Genomic DNA, 16,076 nt, shown 5'->3' with positions numbered 1-16,076 from the left:
TCGGCCCCGTCCGGGAGCTCGTCTGAGCCGGGTGGGAGGCACTTTGCCAGGGAGGCGGATCCCGTAAGGAACGTTCTGTCACCTGAGGGGAGTGTGGCGAGTCGCCCTTGACACGCTCGAATCGTTTAGTTTCCTTTTCACCTGATTCCGGTACGTAGGAGACCTGTGATGCAAGATCAAACGTTCAGCCGACTCGCCTTTTGTGTCACCCTTGCGAGTTGGGTCGCGATTTCGTGCGCCCCCGCCGAGTCCGACTCGAACAACGACGGAGGGGGCGGTGGGGGCGGTGGGGGCGGCGGGGGCGGTGGGGGCGGAGCGACGGCGACCGGTTCCGTTAGTAGCGCGAGCGGCAGCGGCGTTGCGACCTCTAGCAGCACCACCGCGGCTGGGACCGGCGGTGACAACAGCGGCGGGAGTGGCGGGGCTGAGCCGACCGGCGGCGGCGAGACTGGCATGGGTGGCTGGCCCGAAGGAGCCATTCCCATGGGGAACGCGCCTGTGCCGAGCGCGGGGTGCGGCAAGGCAACCACGTTGACGACCAAGGAGTATACGATCTCAAGCTCGGGCCAAAATCGCGTGTACTACGTCGATATGCCCCGCAACTACGACATGAACAAGCCCTACCGGCTGTTCTACACCTCACATTGGATCGGCAGCCGCTGGCAAGACGTCAAGGGGCAAGACTTCTACTTTCTCAAACCGCAGCTGGAAGCCGACGGAGAGCAAGCCATTTTCGTGGCCCCCTCCTCGGACGGTGCGACGTGGCAAGAGAAGGACCACGCGCTGTTCGACGACATCATGGCGTTCATGAATGAAAATGTCTGCTACGACACGACCCGCGTGTTCGCGACCGGCTTCAGCTTCGGAGGGATGATCACCTATTCGCTGTCGACGAACCATCAAGCGGAAATCCGTGCGGCCGTGGGCATCGCCCCGGCCAACTACAACATCTGGTTGCCTGAAAAGACACATAAGCCCATTGCTTGGATGCACACGACGGGCATGAGCGACGGGACTTGCCCCTGGGTGAACAACGAAGGTCAAAAGAGAGGGGCCAAGTTCATCGCCCTCGAAAAAGCCGAAGACAACGGCTGCACGATCCCGGACAATATCCCGACTTCAAACGGCGCGTACAGCTGCTACGATTTCAAGGATTGCGATCCGGAACATCCGACGCGGGTGTGCACCTTCGGCGGCGGGCACACGAACATCGACGGCAATCCGAATTGGATTCCCATCGAGTCGTGGAAATTCTTCAAGCAGTTCTGACCGACGCCCTCGCCGCGGACGGGACCCTCGCCCGCGCGTAGCGCCGCGCTCGGGGCGCCTCGCCTGCAGAGGAATAGGGGCCGCATCCAAACGCCCGAGCTGGGAACTGATTCAGCCCTTCGACTTTACGGGTCGGAACGGGCGCAGGAAGGCCGCCAGGCTCTGCGCGTTGCGCGTCTGCAGGGAGACCTGCCCGGTGCCGTCGAAGTCCGCCACCAAGCCTTCCGATGCCGATACCGCGATCGATGACGAAGTGGGTGATGCCGCAGCGCATAGGCTCTCTTACCACGTCGCCGCAGCGCACAGCGCAGGAATGAGGACGCGGCGCTCCTACGGCGCTCGCCGAGGCGCTCCGCTTCAATCCTTCAGGGCTCTCTAAGCCCCAGGCATCTTGAGGCCGCGCTCGTCCATCACGGCTTTGTTGCGCGCCTCGCTCTTCGCGTACGCCGGGCGGGCTTTGACCCGGGCGGCATATCCGGTGAAGCTCGGGCGCGGCTCGAGCATCTTGAAGTCGAGCATGTACGCGATCGTGCCGCCGAAGATGACGTCGGCCATCGAGAACTCCTTGCCGAGGACGAAGTCACGGCCAGAGATGGCCGATTCCATCGTCGCGATCATGTCGTCGTAGTTGCCCCAACCGGCGGAGCCGGCGCGGAACTCCCAGTTGCCGGCCTTGGCCATCGAGCCGGGCTCGATGACCGAGGGGGCGAAGAGCGACCAGCGGAAATAAGTGCCGCGCGCCGCGTCGTCGAGCTTCGGCGCGAGGCGGCCCGGGGCATAACGATCCGCGAGATAGAGGCCGATCGCCGCGGATTCGGTGACGACGATGTCGCCGTCGACGAGCAAGGGCAGCTTGCCCATCGGATTGAGCTTCGTGACGCCCTCCTTCTTCTGGTCGCCGGCCATGATGTCGACGAACTTGAGCTCGTACTCGACGCCGACTTCCTCGAGCATCCACACAGTGTTGGCGGCGCGCGAAAACGGGTGGTGGTAAAGAACGATGGCCATGGTGGTGTCTCTTTCTCCGTTCGTTTCCGCCGGTCGGTCGGCGGCGCGGCGGAGGCTACCAGAGGTCGGCCCCGTTGGGCGCGGCGCCAGGCGCGGCAGATTTGAATTTCTCTGCCCGCCGCGTTCATGGGTTCATCGCGCCATGGGCGACGGATCGCCCCCTACCATGAACGGGCGCCGGCTCGCCTCGCCCCGTCCGTGGTGATCGTTGACATGCCGCTCGCGCCCCGCGAGCATCGAGCGTCCAACCATGCGTCGACCTTCCCTCGCCTTGTGTCTCGTGGTGGTGTCGGCGCTCGCGTACGGCGGCCCCGGCTGCGGCGATGACCAGCTCTGCGCGCCGGGCGCGCTCTCCGCGTGCTTCCTCCCCGACGGGTCGCTCGGCGCGCAGCGATGCAACGACGACGGCACCGCGCTCGGCGCCTGCGGCAGCGCGCCAGGGGCGCTCGGCAGCGGGTGCGGCCCCCTGGGCGAGGCCTGCTGTCCGTCGCTCCCGGCCGAGCTCCGGGCGGGCTGCGACGCGGTCGCGGCGCAGGCGAACGACGCCGCGTGCGACGACTACGCCGGCAGCGCCAGCGCGGCCGGGTTCTGCAGCGGCGGCGCCGCGCCGGACGGCGTCCCCTACGGCCCGGGCTGCGCCGGCCTGCTGAACGACTGCTGCGCGTCGTTGCCCGCGCGGCTCGCGTCCGCCTGCCACGGCACGGGATTCCGCGGCAACGAGGCGCTCTGCCGCAGCTTCCTCGAGCGGGAAGCCCAGGCGAACGGCCTCTGCGAAGGGGCCGATCCCGCGGCCGAGAGCTGCGACTACCTCGCCGAGCAGTGCTGTCCCTCGCTGCCCGGAGGGCCGCGCGAGCGCTGCGAGGACCTCGCCGCCGAGGCGGACGCGGACACCTGCCTGGACTACCTGAGCGGCGCCGCGGACGCGGGCCGGTGCCCCACGCTCGGCGGCGGCGAGCCGCTCGCCTCGGCGGCCTGCGACGCGCTGCTCGAGACCTGCTGCGGCACGCTCGATCCCGCGCTCGCTTACGAGTGCGACTTGAGCGCGCTCTCCGGCAGCCGCGCGCGCTGCGAGGCGTTCGAGAGCGCCGCCCGGGCCGCCGGCCTGTGCCTCGGCGACGGCGGCGGCGGCGCGGGCGGGGGCTGCGGCGACACGTCGAGCGACGTGGACAACTGCGGCTTCTGCGGGAACGTGTGCGGCGACCAGCACGCCGTCCCCTCCTGCGCGGTCGGGGCCTGCTCGCTCGCCTGCGACCTCGGCTACGGCGACTGCGATCGCGACGCCGCGACCGGCTGCGAGGTCGATTTCGAGCGCGACGTGGACAACTGCGGCGCCTGCGGCAAGGGCTGCAGCGACAGGAACGCCGCGGCCGCCTGCGAGGCCGGCGCGTGCGTGCTCGAGTGCGACGCGGGCTTCGCCGACTGCGACGGCGAGGGCTCGACGGGCTGCGAGGTCGAGCTCGACGCCGACCCGCTCCACTGCGGCGCCTGCGGCAACGACTGCTCCGGCGGCGCCTGCGAGGGCGGGACGTGCGGCCCTGGCGCGCTCCAGCTCGCCTCGGGCCTCGCGGTCCCCTCCGCGATCGCGGTCGACGCCGCCGCCGTCTACGTCGTCGGCTTCCGGCCCGCCGGGGGCGTCGCCGTCCGCGTCGACAAGGCGTCCGGCGCGACGACCTGCCTCGCCACCGGGGCCGCGCCGGGCGCCGCCGTCTGCGGGGCGAGCGAGCGCTTCGAGGGCATCGCCCTGACGGACGCCGGCGCGTTCGTCACCGGTGCCGCCGGCGTGCTCCGGTTCCCGCCGTCCGGCGCCGCGACCACGGTCACCGCGAGCGTCCCCGACCCGTGGGCCGTCGTCAGCGACGGCGCCGCGGTCTGGTTCACGTCGCTCTCCCACGGCGGCCTGTACCGCGCCGACGCGCTCTTCGCCGGACAGCTCGCCGCCGAGATCACCGGCGCCGCCGCCCAGGTGGGCGGCGCGCTCGCCGCCGACGCCGATCACCTCTACTGGACCTGGGCGGACGGCACCGTCATGAAGCTCCGCAAGGACGGCTCCGAGCCGCGTCAGATCGCGTCGGCGCAGGATTTCGAGCGCACCAACCTGACGCCGCAATACCTCGCGGCCGACGCCGCCCACCTCTTCTGGAGCACGCCGAGCGGCTATCTCTTCCGCCTCGACAAGGACGGCTCCGGCCTCGTGGCGCTCGCCGACGGACAGCCCGGTCCCGCGGGGATCGCGGTGGATCCCCGGGACGGCGGGGCGCTCTACTGGGTCAACCGCCTCGGCTCGGTGCGCCGGGTGCCCAAGGCCGGCGGCACCGTGGACACGCTCGCCGTGGGGCAGGCCGGCGCGATCGCGATCGCCGTGGACGAGGCGTACGTCTACTGGGCGACGCAGGCGGGCGACCTGCGGAGGATCGCCAAGTGAGCCGCTCCCGGGGGACCGGCCGCCGCGCGCTCTCGCGGCTGTGCGGCGCGGCCGCCGTCCTGCTCGGCGGCGGAGGGCTGCTCGTCGTGGGCTGCGGCCAGGAGCCGCCGGCGGGCGACGTCGCGCCGCCGCCGCTCGGGCCGCAGGACGACACCGACGCGTGCGAGTGCGCCTCGGGGTTCTATTACAACAACCAGCCGATCCCGCTCGCGCAGACGCGCTGCGACGCGTTCGTGTGCGGGCGCGACCTCATCTCGTATCAGTGCCTCGACGGCGACACCGCCGCCGACACGTGGCGGAGCTATCCAGAGAACCGGTGCGGCGATCTCACGTGTCCGGCCGAGGGGACGTTCTGCGGCGAGGACGTGGTGAACGGCGAGCCGGCCGCGCTCTACCAGTGTCCGGGCGCGGGGCAGATCCCGCTCGAATGGCGCATCTGCCCGGGCGGCTGCGAGGACGGCGCGTGCACGGGCGCGGCGAGCGGCGAGTGCCCGTGCGAGACCCCGCCCATCCCGGGGGGCGAGCGCATCCCGGTGCGCTGCGGGCTGACCCTCTGCATGCCGACGGGCGTCGGCGGCGCCGGCGTGAAGCAGGTGTGCACGGCCGAGGGCTGGCGCAACCTCGGGCTCGCGTGCAATCAGCCGCAGGGCGATTGCCCGGCGTGCCGCGGCGTGCAGGACAGCTCCGGCCGTGAGGTCACGACCACGGCCTGCGGCGCGGAGGTGTGCGGCCTCGGCGTCGGGAACCAGAGCCGCTGGATGTGCGGGGAGGAAGGCTGGCTCGACCTCAACCTCCCCTGCGATCCCGGCGCTTCGAACGGAGAGGCGGGCGCGGCGCTCGGCCGGTGTCCGGTTGAGTTCCGCGACAACGACGGCCAGTGGAAGCCCGTCGAGCCGGGACAGACCTTCTGCGGAGATCAGGTGTTCGGCGGCCGCGCCAACAAGGACCTCGCGATCAACCTGGGCGAGCTGGACCTCCGCATCCACGGCAGGGCGGATCGGCTCTACGCCTGCCCGGGCCCCGGCGCGCGCCCCGTGCCCTACCGCGACTGCGGCGGTCGGCACGGGAGCGGCGCGTGCATGCGCGTGCGGGAGATCCCGCCCGTGCGCTGGCACGAGGTGACCGGCGCGCAGCCCGGCGCGAGCGAGCCGAAGATCCGCGACTGGGACCGCTGCGACGAGTCGTGCCCGCCCGTGGGCGACATCCACTACTTCCCGGTCTCGGTCGGGAACGAGCTCAAGGATTGCCGGCACCTCTTCTGCGGCCAGCACCAGATCACCGGTCGCGTCGGAACCCTGTATCACTGCGCCTACGACCTCGCCTCCTCGAACTACACGTGCCCGCCCGTGAGCGACGCGGCGGTCGTGGGGCGCCCCGTGCCGTACGAGGAGTGCTCGAGCGGCTGCGGGCTCATGGACCTCGCGACGAAGAGCGACACGTGCGACGCCCGGTCGGAGCAGCAGCCGTTCGGCATGCCGGATCCCACGCCCGCGCCGAGCATCACGTCGACGTGCGATCCGATCGAGGACTACCAGGGGCGCCCGGTGCCGGTGAGATCGCTCCGCCTCGGCGCGCAGGTCTGCGGCCCGGGCGGGCAGGTGCTCGCGTGCGAGGAGCGCCAGCTGAGCCGCCCCGACGGCTGGCGCGCCACGGGGATCCCCTGCGGCACCTCCTGCGGCGTCTGCGGCCCCGACCCGTACGGCGACCAGACCCCCGTGTGCGCGTATTTCGCCGACGCGGAGGGCCTCACGTGCGACCACGCGAGCTCCACGTGGGGCTGGTCGCCGTGCTCGAACGACGAGGCCGTCCTGCTCAACACCCCGGCGTATTGCGGTCACAGCCTCCCCGGTGTCGCCCAGGGCGACCCGAACATGCTGTATGTCTGCAAGGCCTATTGTCCGCGCAAGCAGGGTGAGAAGACGGTCTGGGCTCCCTGCGAGGGGACGGAGGGGGATGGCCGCGGCAATCGGCCCCGGACGCGCCTCTACATCCCCGACCACACGGTGTATTGCGCCCTCGGGTGCCAGGGCAACGGGGCGAAGAACGACGAGTGCAAGCGGCCCGGGGGCGGGAAGCGGGCGGCTCCCATCGCTGACAGCTACGTGATCCGGCGGTTCGGCGTGGTGGCCCCGGACTACGGCGGCCGCCACCTCGGCGAGGATCTCGTCCGCAGCGCGGGCACCACGGCGGGCGCGGAGGTGCACCCCGTGGCCGACGGCCGGCTCCTCTGGAAGGGCATCAACGGCTCGCAGTACCTCGGCGTGGCGCTTGTCGAGCACCCGCCCAAGGACGGGACGGGAGAGCGCTACTGCTCCTTCTATGGCCACCTCGACGTCGACGGGCTGGCGCCCGGCCTGGCGCCGGGACAGGAGGTGACGACCGACGACGTGCTCGGGAAGGTGGTGCGCTGGAACGACATCCCCCGCCTGCACAACCTCTACTTCGATTCGAAATGGGAGGAGTGCCCCACCTCCTCGGCCAAGTTCTATTGCGATACCGGCGGCTCGGCGGAGAACTCGCACCTGCATTATACGGTGCTCTCCGACGCGCAGTGCAGGAGCTTCGCCGGCAGTTGGAGCGCTCCCTACGGGTACGACGAGTGCATGACGCCCGATGAGGACGCCGTGGCCCTCACCGCGATGAAGGCGGAGGACGCGTGCACGACGCCGATGGCGGGAGCGACGACGGAGGGATACGTCTCGCCGACGTGGTTCATCGAAGCGCCGCCGCGGTGAGCGGCGGCCTCCGCGGCGATGACGGCCGCCCGCTCAGGGCTTGCCGAGGTAGTCCATCTTGCCGATGTCGAGCCCGTTGTGGCGCAAGATCGCGTAGGCGGTCGTCACGTGGAAGAAGAAGTTGGGCAGCACGAAGCCGAGCAGGAACGGCAGGCCCTTGAACTTCATCGGCTGATCGCGCGTGGGGATCGTGACCTCGCGGTCCTCGGAGCCGTCGATCTGCTCGGCCTTCAGGGAGTTCAGGAACGCGATCGTCTTGGCGATGCGCGCCTGCAGCTCGTCGAAGCTGGCCTCGTTGTCCTCGTACTTCGGCACGTCCACGGCTGCCAGCCGCGCCCCACAGCCCTTGGCGCTGTCGCTCGCGATCTGGATCTGGCGGGTGAGCGGCAGCATGTCCGGGGCGAGGCGCGCGTCGAGCAGGACGCGCGGCTCGATCTTCTTCGCCTCGGCGTAAGCGGCGGCCTTCTTGAGGATCGCCGAGAGGTTGCCGAGCCCCCTCACGAGCACGGGGACCGACGCCTGATACATCGAGATCGCCATCTTCATCTCCTTGCTATCGCACGGTGCGGAAAGCGCGGCCCCCGGTACGTCACGCGCGGCGCGGTGCGGGAGCACCGCCCGTGGGGACACGCGCGGGCGCGAACATAGTGGTCGCCCCGCGCCCCGGGCAAGCGTGCCGGCGCACAGAAATCGCCTGTCGCCTCCGGACCGCTCCCGGCGCCGCGCGGGTCGGCCGGCCGCGGCGCGCTCCGCCGCTGCGCGCGCGCCGCGGAGGCGCTCCGCCTCGTGGAAGCCTCGTGAAGTAATGTAAAGCCTCTTGACGTACCGGGCTTCCGACCTTCTTAGAGGCCCAGGATCGGGCGAGCGCTGCCGCGTCCGCCGGTTCTACCTATCTTGAAAGGATCCTTGTCGATGAAAACCAAGCTACGCCGATCGCCCTCTCGCCTGCTCGCGCTCTCCGCCCTTGCCCTGGCGTCCTGCGGAGTCGAGCCGCTCGAGGAGCAGCCTTCGTTGGGCAGCGCCGAGGCGCCGTTGAACGGCGCTGTCGCGATCGCGGGGCACGTCGGCAACGACGCCTCGAACGCTGGGATGAGCGGCGTCGTCGTGCAGCTCGGCGGCGCCGCGAGCGCGCAGGCCGTCACCGACAGCCACGGCAACTTCCTCTTCGCCGGCCTGCCCGCGGGCACGTACACGCTCGCCGCGTCCAAGCCGGGCGCGACGCTCACGCCGAGCACGGTCAACCTCGGCAGCGTCACGGCCGATCGGATCCAGAGCTTCACCTGCGCCGGCGCGTGCGGCGCGGGCCCGGCGGTCGATCCTTACAAGGAGATCGCGATCGTCGACCCGTCGGTCACGCAGGACGCGCGCGCCTCGAACGCGACCGGCGGGCCCTGGAGCTTCCGGTACCTGATCGAGCAGATGACCCCGAGCGGCGTCGATCCCGCGGATTTCGTGGCGGAGTGGCTGGAGGGCTTCCAGCCGCTGACGATCAACGGCTACCCCACGACGAGCCGGGGGATGTCCTCGCTCTTGAACCTCTGGTCGACGCGGCCGGACGGCAAGCTCGACCTCGCGCAGGCGCCGTTTCGGCTCCTCGGCATCTTCAACCGGACCGACCTGCACGCGAGCGGCAGCGGCGAGGCTCGCTTCGTGTTCGGCATCGTCCCCCCGAACCACTTCATCGGCGGGATGACGGTGATCTTCGAGTACCGCCTGCCGACGAACTCGATCGCGCCGGACCGGCACAGCTGGATCGCCCGCTTCCACGCGCTCGGCCAGCACGCCTTCGGCGCCCAGTACAACCAGGAGCTCCAGGCGATCACGGATCTCTTCACGCAGCGCGGCGCCGAGCGCAGCACGATGGGCAACCCGAACGCGAGCGCGCTCGCCCAGCTCCGCACGAGCGAGGATCTGATGGGCGCCCCCTGGTCGTGGCGGGAGTTCCACCTCGTCCCGGAGCCGACCGGCTATCAGGCCTTTTTGCGGCTCGTGGAGGCCGCCCAGACGCCGGATCAGCAGCTCAACGGCGACGCCGGCCTCGAGGCCTTCCTGCTCGCGAACCGCACCGGGATCATCGCCGGCGCGACGCCGCTCGCTCCCTCGTTCCTCGGCGGAGAGGCGGAGGGCAACATCGTCCCTTCCGCCACGAAATGGGTCTTCCCGGGCGTGGACGAGCCGCTGCGCCACGCGTTCGCCGGGCAGACCTGCAACGGGTGCCATAACGCCGAGACCCAGCAGCTCGCCACCTTCTATCATGTGGCGCCGTTCGCGACCCCCGGCCCCGACGGCACCGGGGTCCTCTCGAATTTCGTCAAAGAGGTCGAGATCCCGCGGCGGGTGAGCTTCATGCAGAACCGGCTCACCTGCGCCCCGCTCGCGGGCGACTGCTCGCCAGGGTCCGAGTCGGTCGCCCCCTGATCGCCCTCCCGGCGCCTGAACGCGGGCGCGCCGATCCGGTCGATGGCGGTGGCGCGCCCCGGAGGAGCGCGGCGGTTGTGCTCGACGGCCGCGCCGCCGGCGCGCTATAGGGGGAGGTCATGCGAAATCATCTTGTCCTCTGCTTGGTCGCCGCAGCGCTCGCGGCCGCGTGCGGCTCCACGACCACCGACCCGGACCCGACCGGGAGCGGCGGGTCGGCCGCCAGCTCGACGAGCGAAAGCTCGGCCACCGGGACGTCGTGCGTGCCCGGCTCGACCATGTCGTGCACCTGTCACGCCATCAACCCGCCCGGCATCGCGACGTGCCTCCCCGACGGCAGCGCCTACGGGGCGTGCATGGGCGAGGACGGCAGCGACTGCGCCTGTCCCCTGGGACGCGGCGACGGGTGCTGTGCGGGCGACGGCATCTGCTGCGCCTGCGTGCAAGGCTGCGATCCGGGCACGGACATGCAGCAAGACGCCGAGACGGACGCGCTCATCGCCTGCGTCTGCGCGGCGGGCGTGTGCGCGGACGAGTGCGAGGTGGAGTGCGCCGGCGGGGGCATCACGGCGGACTGCGCCCCCTGCGTGCAGCAGGCGCGCACGGACGCGTGCAAGGCGGAGTACGAGGCTTGCGGCGGAAGCTGAGCGCTCTCGACACGCGCGGATCGCGCCGGACGGCCACGCTTGCGCGACGGACCCCGGAGGTTGCGCCAACTCACGACACACGCTAGTTATCGGCCAGCCAGGGATACGCGAAGCAGGCGGAGCTCCCGCGAGCTCTCTTGTTGCCGTGAAGGCAGAGATCGTGACGTCGGTCGCTCGGGGGGCTGGCAGAGCTCGCCGTGGAGGCCTCGACAGACCTGCGCCGCACCGGTGAGCTGACCCGGGCGCTTCGCGGGCGCCCCGGCCATCCGGCGCGTCGTATGGCGGGCGGGGCTGCCGACGAGGCGGGCTGCGCTCGTGGGGGCGCGCCTGTCCGTGAGTCGAAGCTTCATCAGGGGAGGGATTGCATGAGACTGTCCTCAGCTTGCTATATCGTCGCAACTTGCGCGTCCGTCGGTTGCGAACCCATGACGGACACGACAGAAGAAGCGGACACGATAGGAGATGCGGTCACGTGCGAGGCGCCCTTTCCGATCGTGACCCACCGCGGCACCACGTCGCTGGCCGGGCGCCCTCCTGGTGCCACGGTCGATGACAACCTGCTCGTGCGCGGCAGCTCCGGGCTCCGGGAACCAGGGGGCTCCGGCTCGGAGCCCCCTCCCCCGGACAGCCTCCCGAGGCCCGCGCCCACCCCCCTCACGAGAGACAACCCGGGCGCGTCCGGGTTCAACGGCCTCACGCATCGCGACCAGCTGCTCGCCGGCACCGGTGAATACGAGGGTACGCAGCTCAGCGTCGAGCCCCCCGACGTGCCGCTCTGCGTCGGCAACGGCTTCGTCCTCCAGGCGGTGAACTTGGCCGTCACCGCTTACGACAGGCGCGGCGACCGGCTCGTCGACCCGATCCCGCTGAACCAGTTCTTCCGCCTGGCGCCGTTCGCTGACCCGGAGACGGGGACGATCAACGAGTTCACCTCTGACCCCAAGTGCTATTTCGACCCGGAGGTCCGGCGCTGGTTCCTCACGGTCCTGCAGGCGGACGAGCGTCCGGAGAACGCCAGCGCGAACACGCGATCTCACGTCGAGCTGGCGGTCAGCAAGACGGACGACCCTACCGGAGAATGGAACCTCTACGAGATCGACACCACCAGCGATGGCGAGAACGGCACGCCTGAGGTCGCCGGGTGTCCCTGCCTCGCAGATCAGCCGCTCATCGGCACCGACAAGTTCGGCTTCTACGCCAGCGTGAACCTCTTCTCCTTCGAGGGCTTGCAGTTTCAGCGCGCGCAGGTCTATGCGCTCCAGAAATCCGCGCTGCTCCGGGGCGATGTGCCCAACGTCGACGTCCTGGACGTCCCGCTCCTCGAAGGCGCGGGCGTCTCGCTCCAGCCGGCGATCATCCCGCCCCGCGGCAGGTTCGAGGAGAAGAGGCGCGGCACCGAGTACTTCCTGAGCTCCGTCATCTTCGGGCTCTCGGAGCAGCGGATCTCGCTCTGGGCGGCCAGCAACACGAGATCTCTCGAGCGTTGCGCGCCGGACCTCGAGCTCGATCAGGTCTTCGTGCCCAGCCAGCTCTACGCGCAGCCGCCTCCGGCGCTCCAGAAGCCCGGACGGACGCCGCTCCGGCGGTTCCTGAAGCGCCTCGGCTTCGATGAGCCGCTCGAGCGGCTCAACACCAACGATGTTCGCATGCAGCAGGTCTACTTCGCCGACGGCAAGCTGTGGTCCGGCCTCAACACCGCCGTCGGCGACCCCGAGCGCGCGGGCATCGCGTGGTTCATCGTCGAGCCGAGCGTGCGCCGCGGGCTCGACGCCTGGGTGGTGAACCAGGGATACATCGCGCTCGACGACACGAACAGCGTTCTTTTCCCCGCCGTCGCGGTCAACGCCCGCGGGCAGGGCGCGATCGGCTACTCGCTCAGCGGGCCCGACTTCTTCCCGAGCGTCGCCTACTCCCTGCTCGACGAGCGCGGCGCCGGGCTCGTTCACCTCATCGCCGAGGGAGCCGCGCCGGAGGACGGCTTCACCGGGTATACCGCCTTCGGCGGCAACGGCGTCTCGCGCTGGGGCGACTACTCGGGCGCAGCGGTGGACGACGACGGCTCGATCTGGCTGGCCGCGGAGTACATCCCCGATCTGCCGCGTTCCATGCTCGCGAACTGGGGCACGTTCATCGCCCATGTGAGCCGGGACGCGAGGGACCCCGAGCCGCCGTGCAGATGAAGGCTCGTCTCCCGCGCTGAGCGGCGGTTCTCCGGCGGAGCCAGCGCTACGGCGCCGCCTCCGCCGCCTTCGCCGGCAGCAGCGCCTCGACCCGGCGGATCAGCTCCGCCGGATCGATCGGCTTCGGCAGCACGCGCCCTCCGTACGCCGCCAGGAACCGCCGGCTCACCTCGCTCGTCCCGCCTCCGGTCATGAACAGCACCCGGTCCGCGAGCGCCGGCAGCTCCGCCTCGATCCACTCGTGGAGCTCTATCCCCGAGACTTCCTGCATCACGAGATCGCAGAGCACGACGTCGAAGCCCGCGTCCCGCCGGAGCGTCCTTTGCGCCTGCGCGCCCGAGCCCACGCACACGACCTCGTGCGACGACCCGAGCAACCCCCCGAGCGCCCGCAGGATGAGCGGCTCGTCGTCCACGACGAGGATCCGGGCGCGCCGCGCCGGCCCCTCGTCGCGCGCGGGCGCCGGCGGCGCCGCGGGCTCCGCGCTCGTCCAGACGGGCAGCCGGACGCGGACGCAGGTGCCCACGCCGGCCTTGCTGCTGATCCCGATGCTCCCGCCGCACGACTCGACGATGCTCCGGCAGATCGCGAGCCCGAGCCCGGTCCCCTCGCCCGCGCGCTTCGTGGTGAAGAACGGCTCGAACAGCCGGGGCATGTGCTCCTCGGCCACGCCGCAGCCCGAGTCCACGATCTCCGCGACGACGTCGCGGCCCTGCTGGCGGGTGCGCACCTCGACGAGGTTGTCGGCGACGCGCCCCTCCCGGATCGACTGCGCCGCGTTGATCAGCAGGTTCACGAACACCTGCGTGAGGCGCCCCTCGGCCCCGCCCACGCGCGAGACCGGGGCGAGCTCGCGCACCACGCGCGCGCGGTGCTTGATCTGGGCGTGCACGATGTTGAGCGCGCCCTCGATCACCGCGTTGACGTCCGTCGGCCCGATCGCCTCGTTCGCCTCGCTGCGCGCGAACACCCCGAGATCCCGGACGATGTGCATCACCCGCGCCGCGCCGTGGCGGGCGTCGTGCAGCGGCTGGGCGAGGTGCTCCGTGGCCGCGCCCTGGCTGGCCAGGCGCCGGATCTCGCGGGCGAGCAGCTCGAGGTTCGCCACCACGTACGCGAGCGGGTTGTTGATCTCGTGGGCCACGCCCGCCGCCAGCTGGCCGACCGCGGCGAGCCGCTCGGTGCGCTCGAGCCGCAGCCGCAGCTCCTCGGCCCGGCGCCGCCCGGTCACGTCGCGCAGGAGCGCCATGCGCGACGGCCGCCCCTGCCAGTCCACGTCGACCCATCGAACATCGATGAAGACCGTGTGCCCCCCGAGCTCCAGGCTCGTCTCGCCGGTCGGCAGCGCCACCGGGCAGCCCCGCCCGGCGACGAGGCGCCCCTCGCCGAGCAGCGCCTCCGCGGCGGGGTTCGCGAACAGCACCGCCCCGCCGGGGTCGAGCACGATCACCCCGTCGGCGCTGCGGGCGATGAGCTGGTGCAGGTTGGCCTCGTTCTCCCGCGCCTCCGCCATGGTCCGCGCGAGCTGCGTCACGAGCTGCTGGCGGCTGACCGCGTAGCGGATGGCGCGCCACAGCGCGTCGGCGTCGAGGCTGCGCTTCACGAGGTAATCCTGCACCGAGGCGCCGAGCACGCGCTCCGCGAGGCGCACGTCGTCGTGGCCGGTCAGCACCACGATGGGCACGTGCGCATCCACGTCCCGAACGCGCTCGACCACCTCGAGGCCCTCCCCGTCGGGCAAGGAGAGATCGAGGAGGACGACGTCCCACCCCTCCTTCACGCGCGCGAGCCCCGCCGCGAGCGTGTCCGCGTGCGCGAGCTGGGCGCGCTGCCACGGCACGGCGTCGAGGTGGCTCTGGACGATCGAGGCCGCGATGGCGCTGTCCTCGATCAAAAGAAGGCGAAAGCGCGGCGCCGGCGGAGCCTGGCTGGATTCGGCGGACATAGGTGCCCCCCCTTCGACCAAAGAGCTCGAAGGCTTTCCCGGAAGTCAAGCACCTCGCGAGGGCGCCGGCATCCGCGTTATCGTCGCGCAATGGAGTTCGTGGCGTTTCCCAAGATGCCGTGCCTCGGCGCAACCGATGCTCCGACGTGGGTCGCGCTCGAGAAGATCCACGGCGCGCAGCTCGTGATCGGCGTCGACGCGGCCGGCGTCCGCTTCGGCAAGCGCAAGGAGTGGCTCCGGGACGAGGACCCCTTCTTCGGCTGGCAGCTCCTCCGCGCGTCGCTCCGGGACGCCGCCCGCGCGGCGTTCGCGGCGGTCGGGGCGGAGCGGCTCTTCCTCTATGGCGAGCTCTTCGGCGGCGGCTATCCCCACCCGGACGTCCCCGCTGGCGGCGTGATCCCGGTGCAGACCGGCGTCTGGTACGCGCCCGATCTGCGGTGGGCGCTCTTCGAGCTCCGCGCCCTCGGCGGCGGCGAGGACGCGTTCCTCGCCTTCAGCGAGGCGGCGCAGGTCGCCGCCGTGGCGGGGCTGATGATGCCGCCGCTCCTCGCCCGCGGGCGCAAGGTGGAGATCGCCGCGTTGCCCGAGCGCTTCCCGTCGCGCGTCGCGTCCGCCCTGGGCTTGCCGCCGCTCGGCGCGGCCAACCTCGCGGAGGGGCTGGTCGCCAAGCCCGATGTCCGCATGCCGGCGGGCGCGTACATGGCATTGAAGCGCAAGATCGCCGAGATGCGCGAGGACCGCTTCGACGAGAGCGCGCCGTGGGATCCGGAGCGCCCGGTGGATCTGCCTGCGCTGATCCGCTGGGGCGAGCGGCTCGCGAACGGCCCGCGCCTGGCCTCCGCCGCCTCGAAGGTCGGGCGCCACGATCGCGCGGCCGTCGACGCGGAGGCGGCGCTCGACGTGCTCGTCGATCTCGAAGCGGCGTTCCCTGGCGCGATGCGCGCCCTCTCGCCCGAGGACGGCGAGGCGCTCGAGCGCGCCGTCAGGGCGGCGGTCGCGGGGCTGCCGATCTAGCGCCGCGGTGCCCCTGGGCGAACCTGCGGCGGCGAAGCGCCGCGGCTCGTCGCTCACGCCGGGATTTCCCGGGATCGGGGCGCATCTCCGGCCCAGCGCGCGCAACGAGAGGTCCTCCGCCCGCTGATGCGCGAGCGCGCGCAACGCAGCATCGATGAGCGCCTGCCGGAGGTCGCCATGATGGTGGGCGCTCGACGTCCCCGCGACGACGTTCATGCACGATTTTGCCCCGACGCTGCAGCGTAGCTCCTCGTCGGTCACGTTCCTCCTTGCCTGGAGGTCCTGCCAAGCTGCCCGCCGCCGAAGGGCGCGGGCGCGGGCGCGGTGCCAGCTCTGCGTGCCAGCGGTGCCAGCGGTGCCAGCGGTGCCACCGCGCTCCGAGCGTCGGGTGACCTTCGCACATTGGCCGATGTTTCCGGCGCAGATCCCGCGGTGCGC

Annotated in this window: 10 protein-coding genes; 7 read left to right on the top strand and 3 right to left on the bottom strand. The window is 71.3% G+C overall.

All coding sequences use genetic code 11. The annotated features are described in order from the left end of the window. The first annotated feature begins 168 nt into the window (after positions 1–168). Positions 169–1,269 (top strand): alpha/beta hydrolase family esterase, encoded by a 1,101-nt coding sequence (locus WMF20_RS05120; RefSeq protein WP_437611190.1) that lies wholly within the window; start codon positions 169–171, stop codon positions 1,267–1,269. Between the two features lie 375 nt (positions 1,270–1,644). Here WMF20_RS05120 and WMF20_RS05115 read toward each other — a convergent pair whose 3' ends face one another. After that, entirely contained in the window at positions 1,645–2,277 is a 633-nt protein-coding gene (locus WMF20_RS05115) for a glutathione S-transferase family protein (RefSeq protein WP_437611188.1), read from the bottom strand. Positions 2,278–2,527: 250 nt separating this feature from the next. On the opposite strand from WMF20_RS05115, the gene WMF20_RS05110 reads away from it, so the two are divergent. Both WMF20_RS05110 and WMF20_RS05105 read left to right on the top strand, forming a co-directional pair. Continuing rightward, positions 2,528–4,699, top strand: a complete 2,172-nt coding sequence (locus WMF20_RS05110) for a hypothetical protein (protein WP_437611186.1) — start codon at positions 2,528–2,530, stop codon at positions 4,697–4,699. Continuing rightward, positions 4,696–7,434, top strand: a complete 2,739-nt coding sequence (locus WMF20_RS05105) for a M23 family metallopeptidase (RefSeq protein ID WP_437611184.1) — start codon at positions 4,696–4,698, stop codon at positions 7,432–7,434. The genes WMF20_RS05110 and WMF20_RS05105 overlap by 4 nt, the downstream gene beginning before the upstream one ends. A gap of 33 nt (positions 7,435–7,467) precedes the next feature. On the opposite strand, the gene WMF20_RS05100 is transcribed toward WMF20_RS05105, so the two are convergent. Beyond that, positions 7,468–7,974, bottom strand: a complete 507-nt coding sequence (locus WMF20_RS05100) for a DUF1993 domain-containing protein (protein WP_437611183.1) — start codon at positions 7,972–7,974, stop codon at positions 7,468–7,470. A 372-nt stretch (positions 7,975–8,346) separates the two neighbouring features. Between WMF20_RS05100 and WMF20_RS05095 the strand changes: the two genes are divergently transcribed. From WMF20_RS05095 to WMF20_RS05085, 3 genes are all read left to right on the top strand, one after another. After that, complete coding sequence (locus WMF20_RS05095; RefSeq protein ID WP_437611182.1) at positions 8,347–9,852, top strand: carboxypeptidase-like regulatory domain-containing protein; 1,506 nt, start codon at positions 8,347–8,349, stop codon at positions 9,850–9,852. Positions 9,853–9,971: 119 nt separating this feature from the next. Further along, the gene (locus tag WMF20_RS05090) at positions 9,972–10,499 is read left to right on the top strand and encodes a hypothetical protein (protein ID WP_437611181.1); all 528 of its coding nucleotides are present in this window, start codon (positions 9,972–9,974) and stop codon (positions 10,497–10,499) included. A 425-nt stretch (positions 10,500–10,924) separates the two neighbouring features. Continuing rightward, entirely contained in the window at positions 10,925–12,679 is a 1,755-nt protein-coding gene (locus tag WMF20_RS05085; protein ID WP_437611180.1) for a hypothetical protein, read from the top strand. A gap of 46 nt (positions 12,680–12,725) precedes the next feature. Here the strand turns inward: WMF20_RS05085 and WMF20_RS05080 are convergent, their stop codons facing one another. Next, on the bottom strand, positions 12,726–14,624 hold the full coding sequence (locus WMF20_RS05080) for a response regulator (RefSeq protein WP_437611179.1): 1,899 nt from the start codon (positions 14,622–14,624) through the stop codon (positions 12,726–12,728). Between the two features lie 90 nt (positions 14,625–14,714). Here WMF20_RS05080 and WMF20_RS05075 point away from each other — a divergent pair, with 90 nt between their 5' ends. Beyond that, the gene (locus WMF20_RS05075) at positions 14,715–15,638 is read left to right on the top strand and encodes an RNA ligase family protein (protein WP_437611178.1); all 924 of its coding nucleotides are present in this window, start codon (positions 14,715–14,717) and stop codon (positions 15,636–15,638) included. Positions 15,639–16,076: the final 438 nt, after the last annotated feature.

This window comes from Sorangium sp. So ce834 (genome assembly GCF_051521425.1).
GTDB lineage: Bacteria > Myxococcota_A > Polyangia > Polyangiales > Polyangiaceae > Sorangium > Sorangium cellulosum_D.
This window is presented reverse-complemented; position numbering and strand designations above follow the sequence as displayed.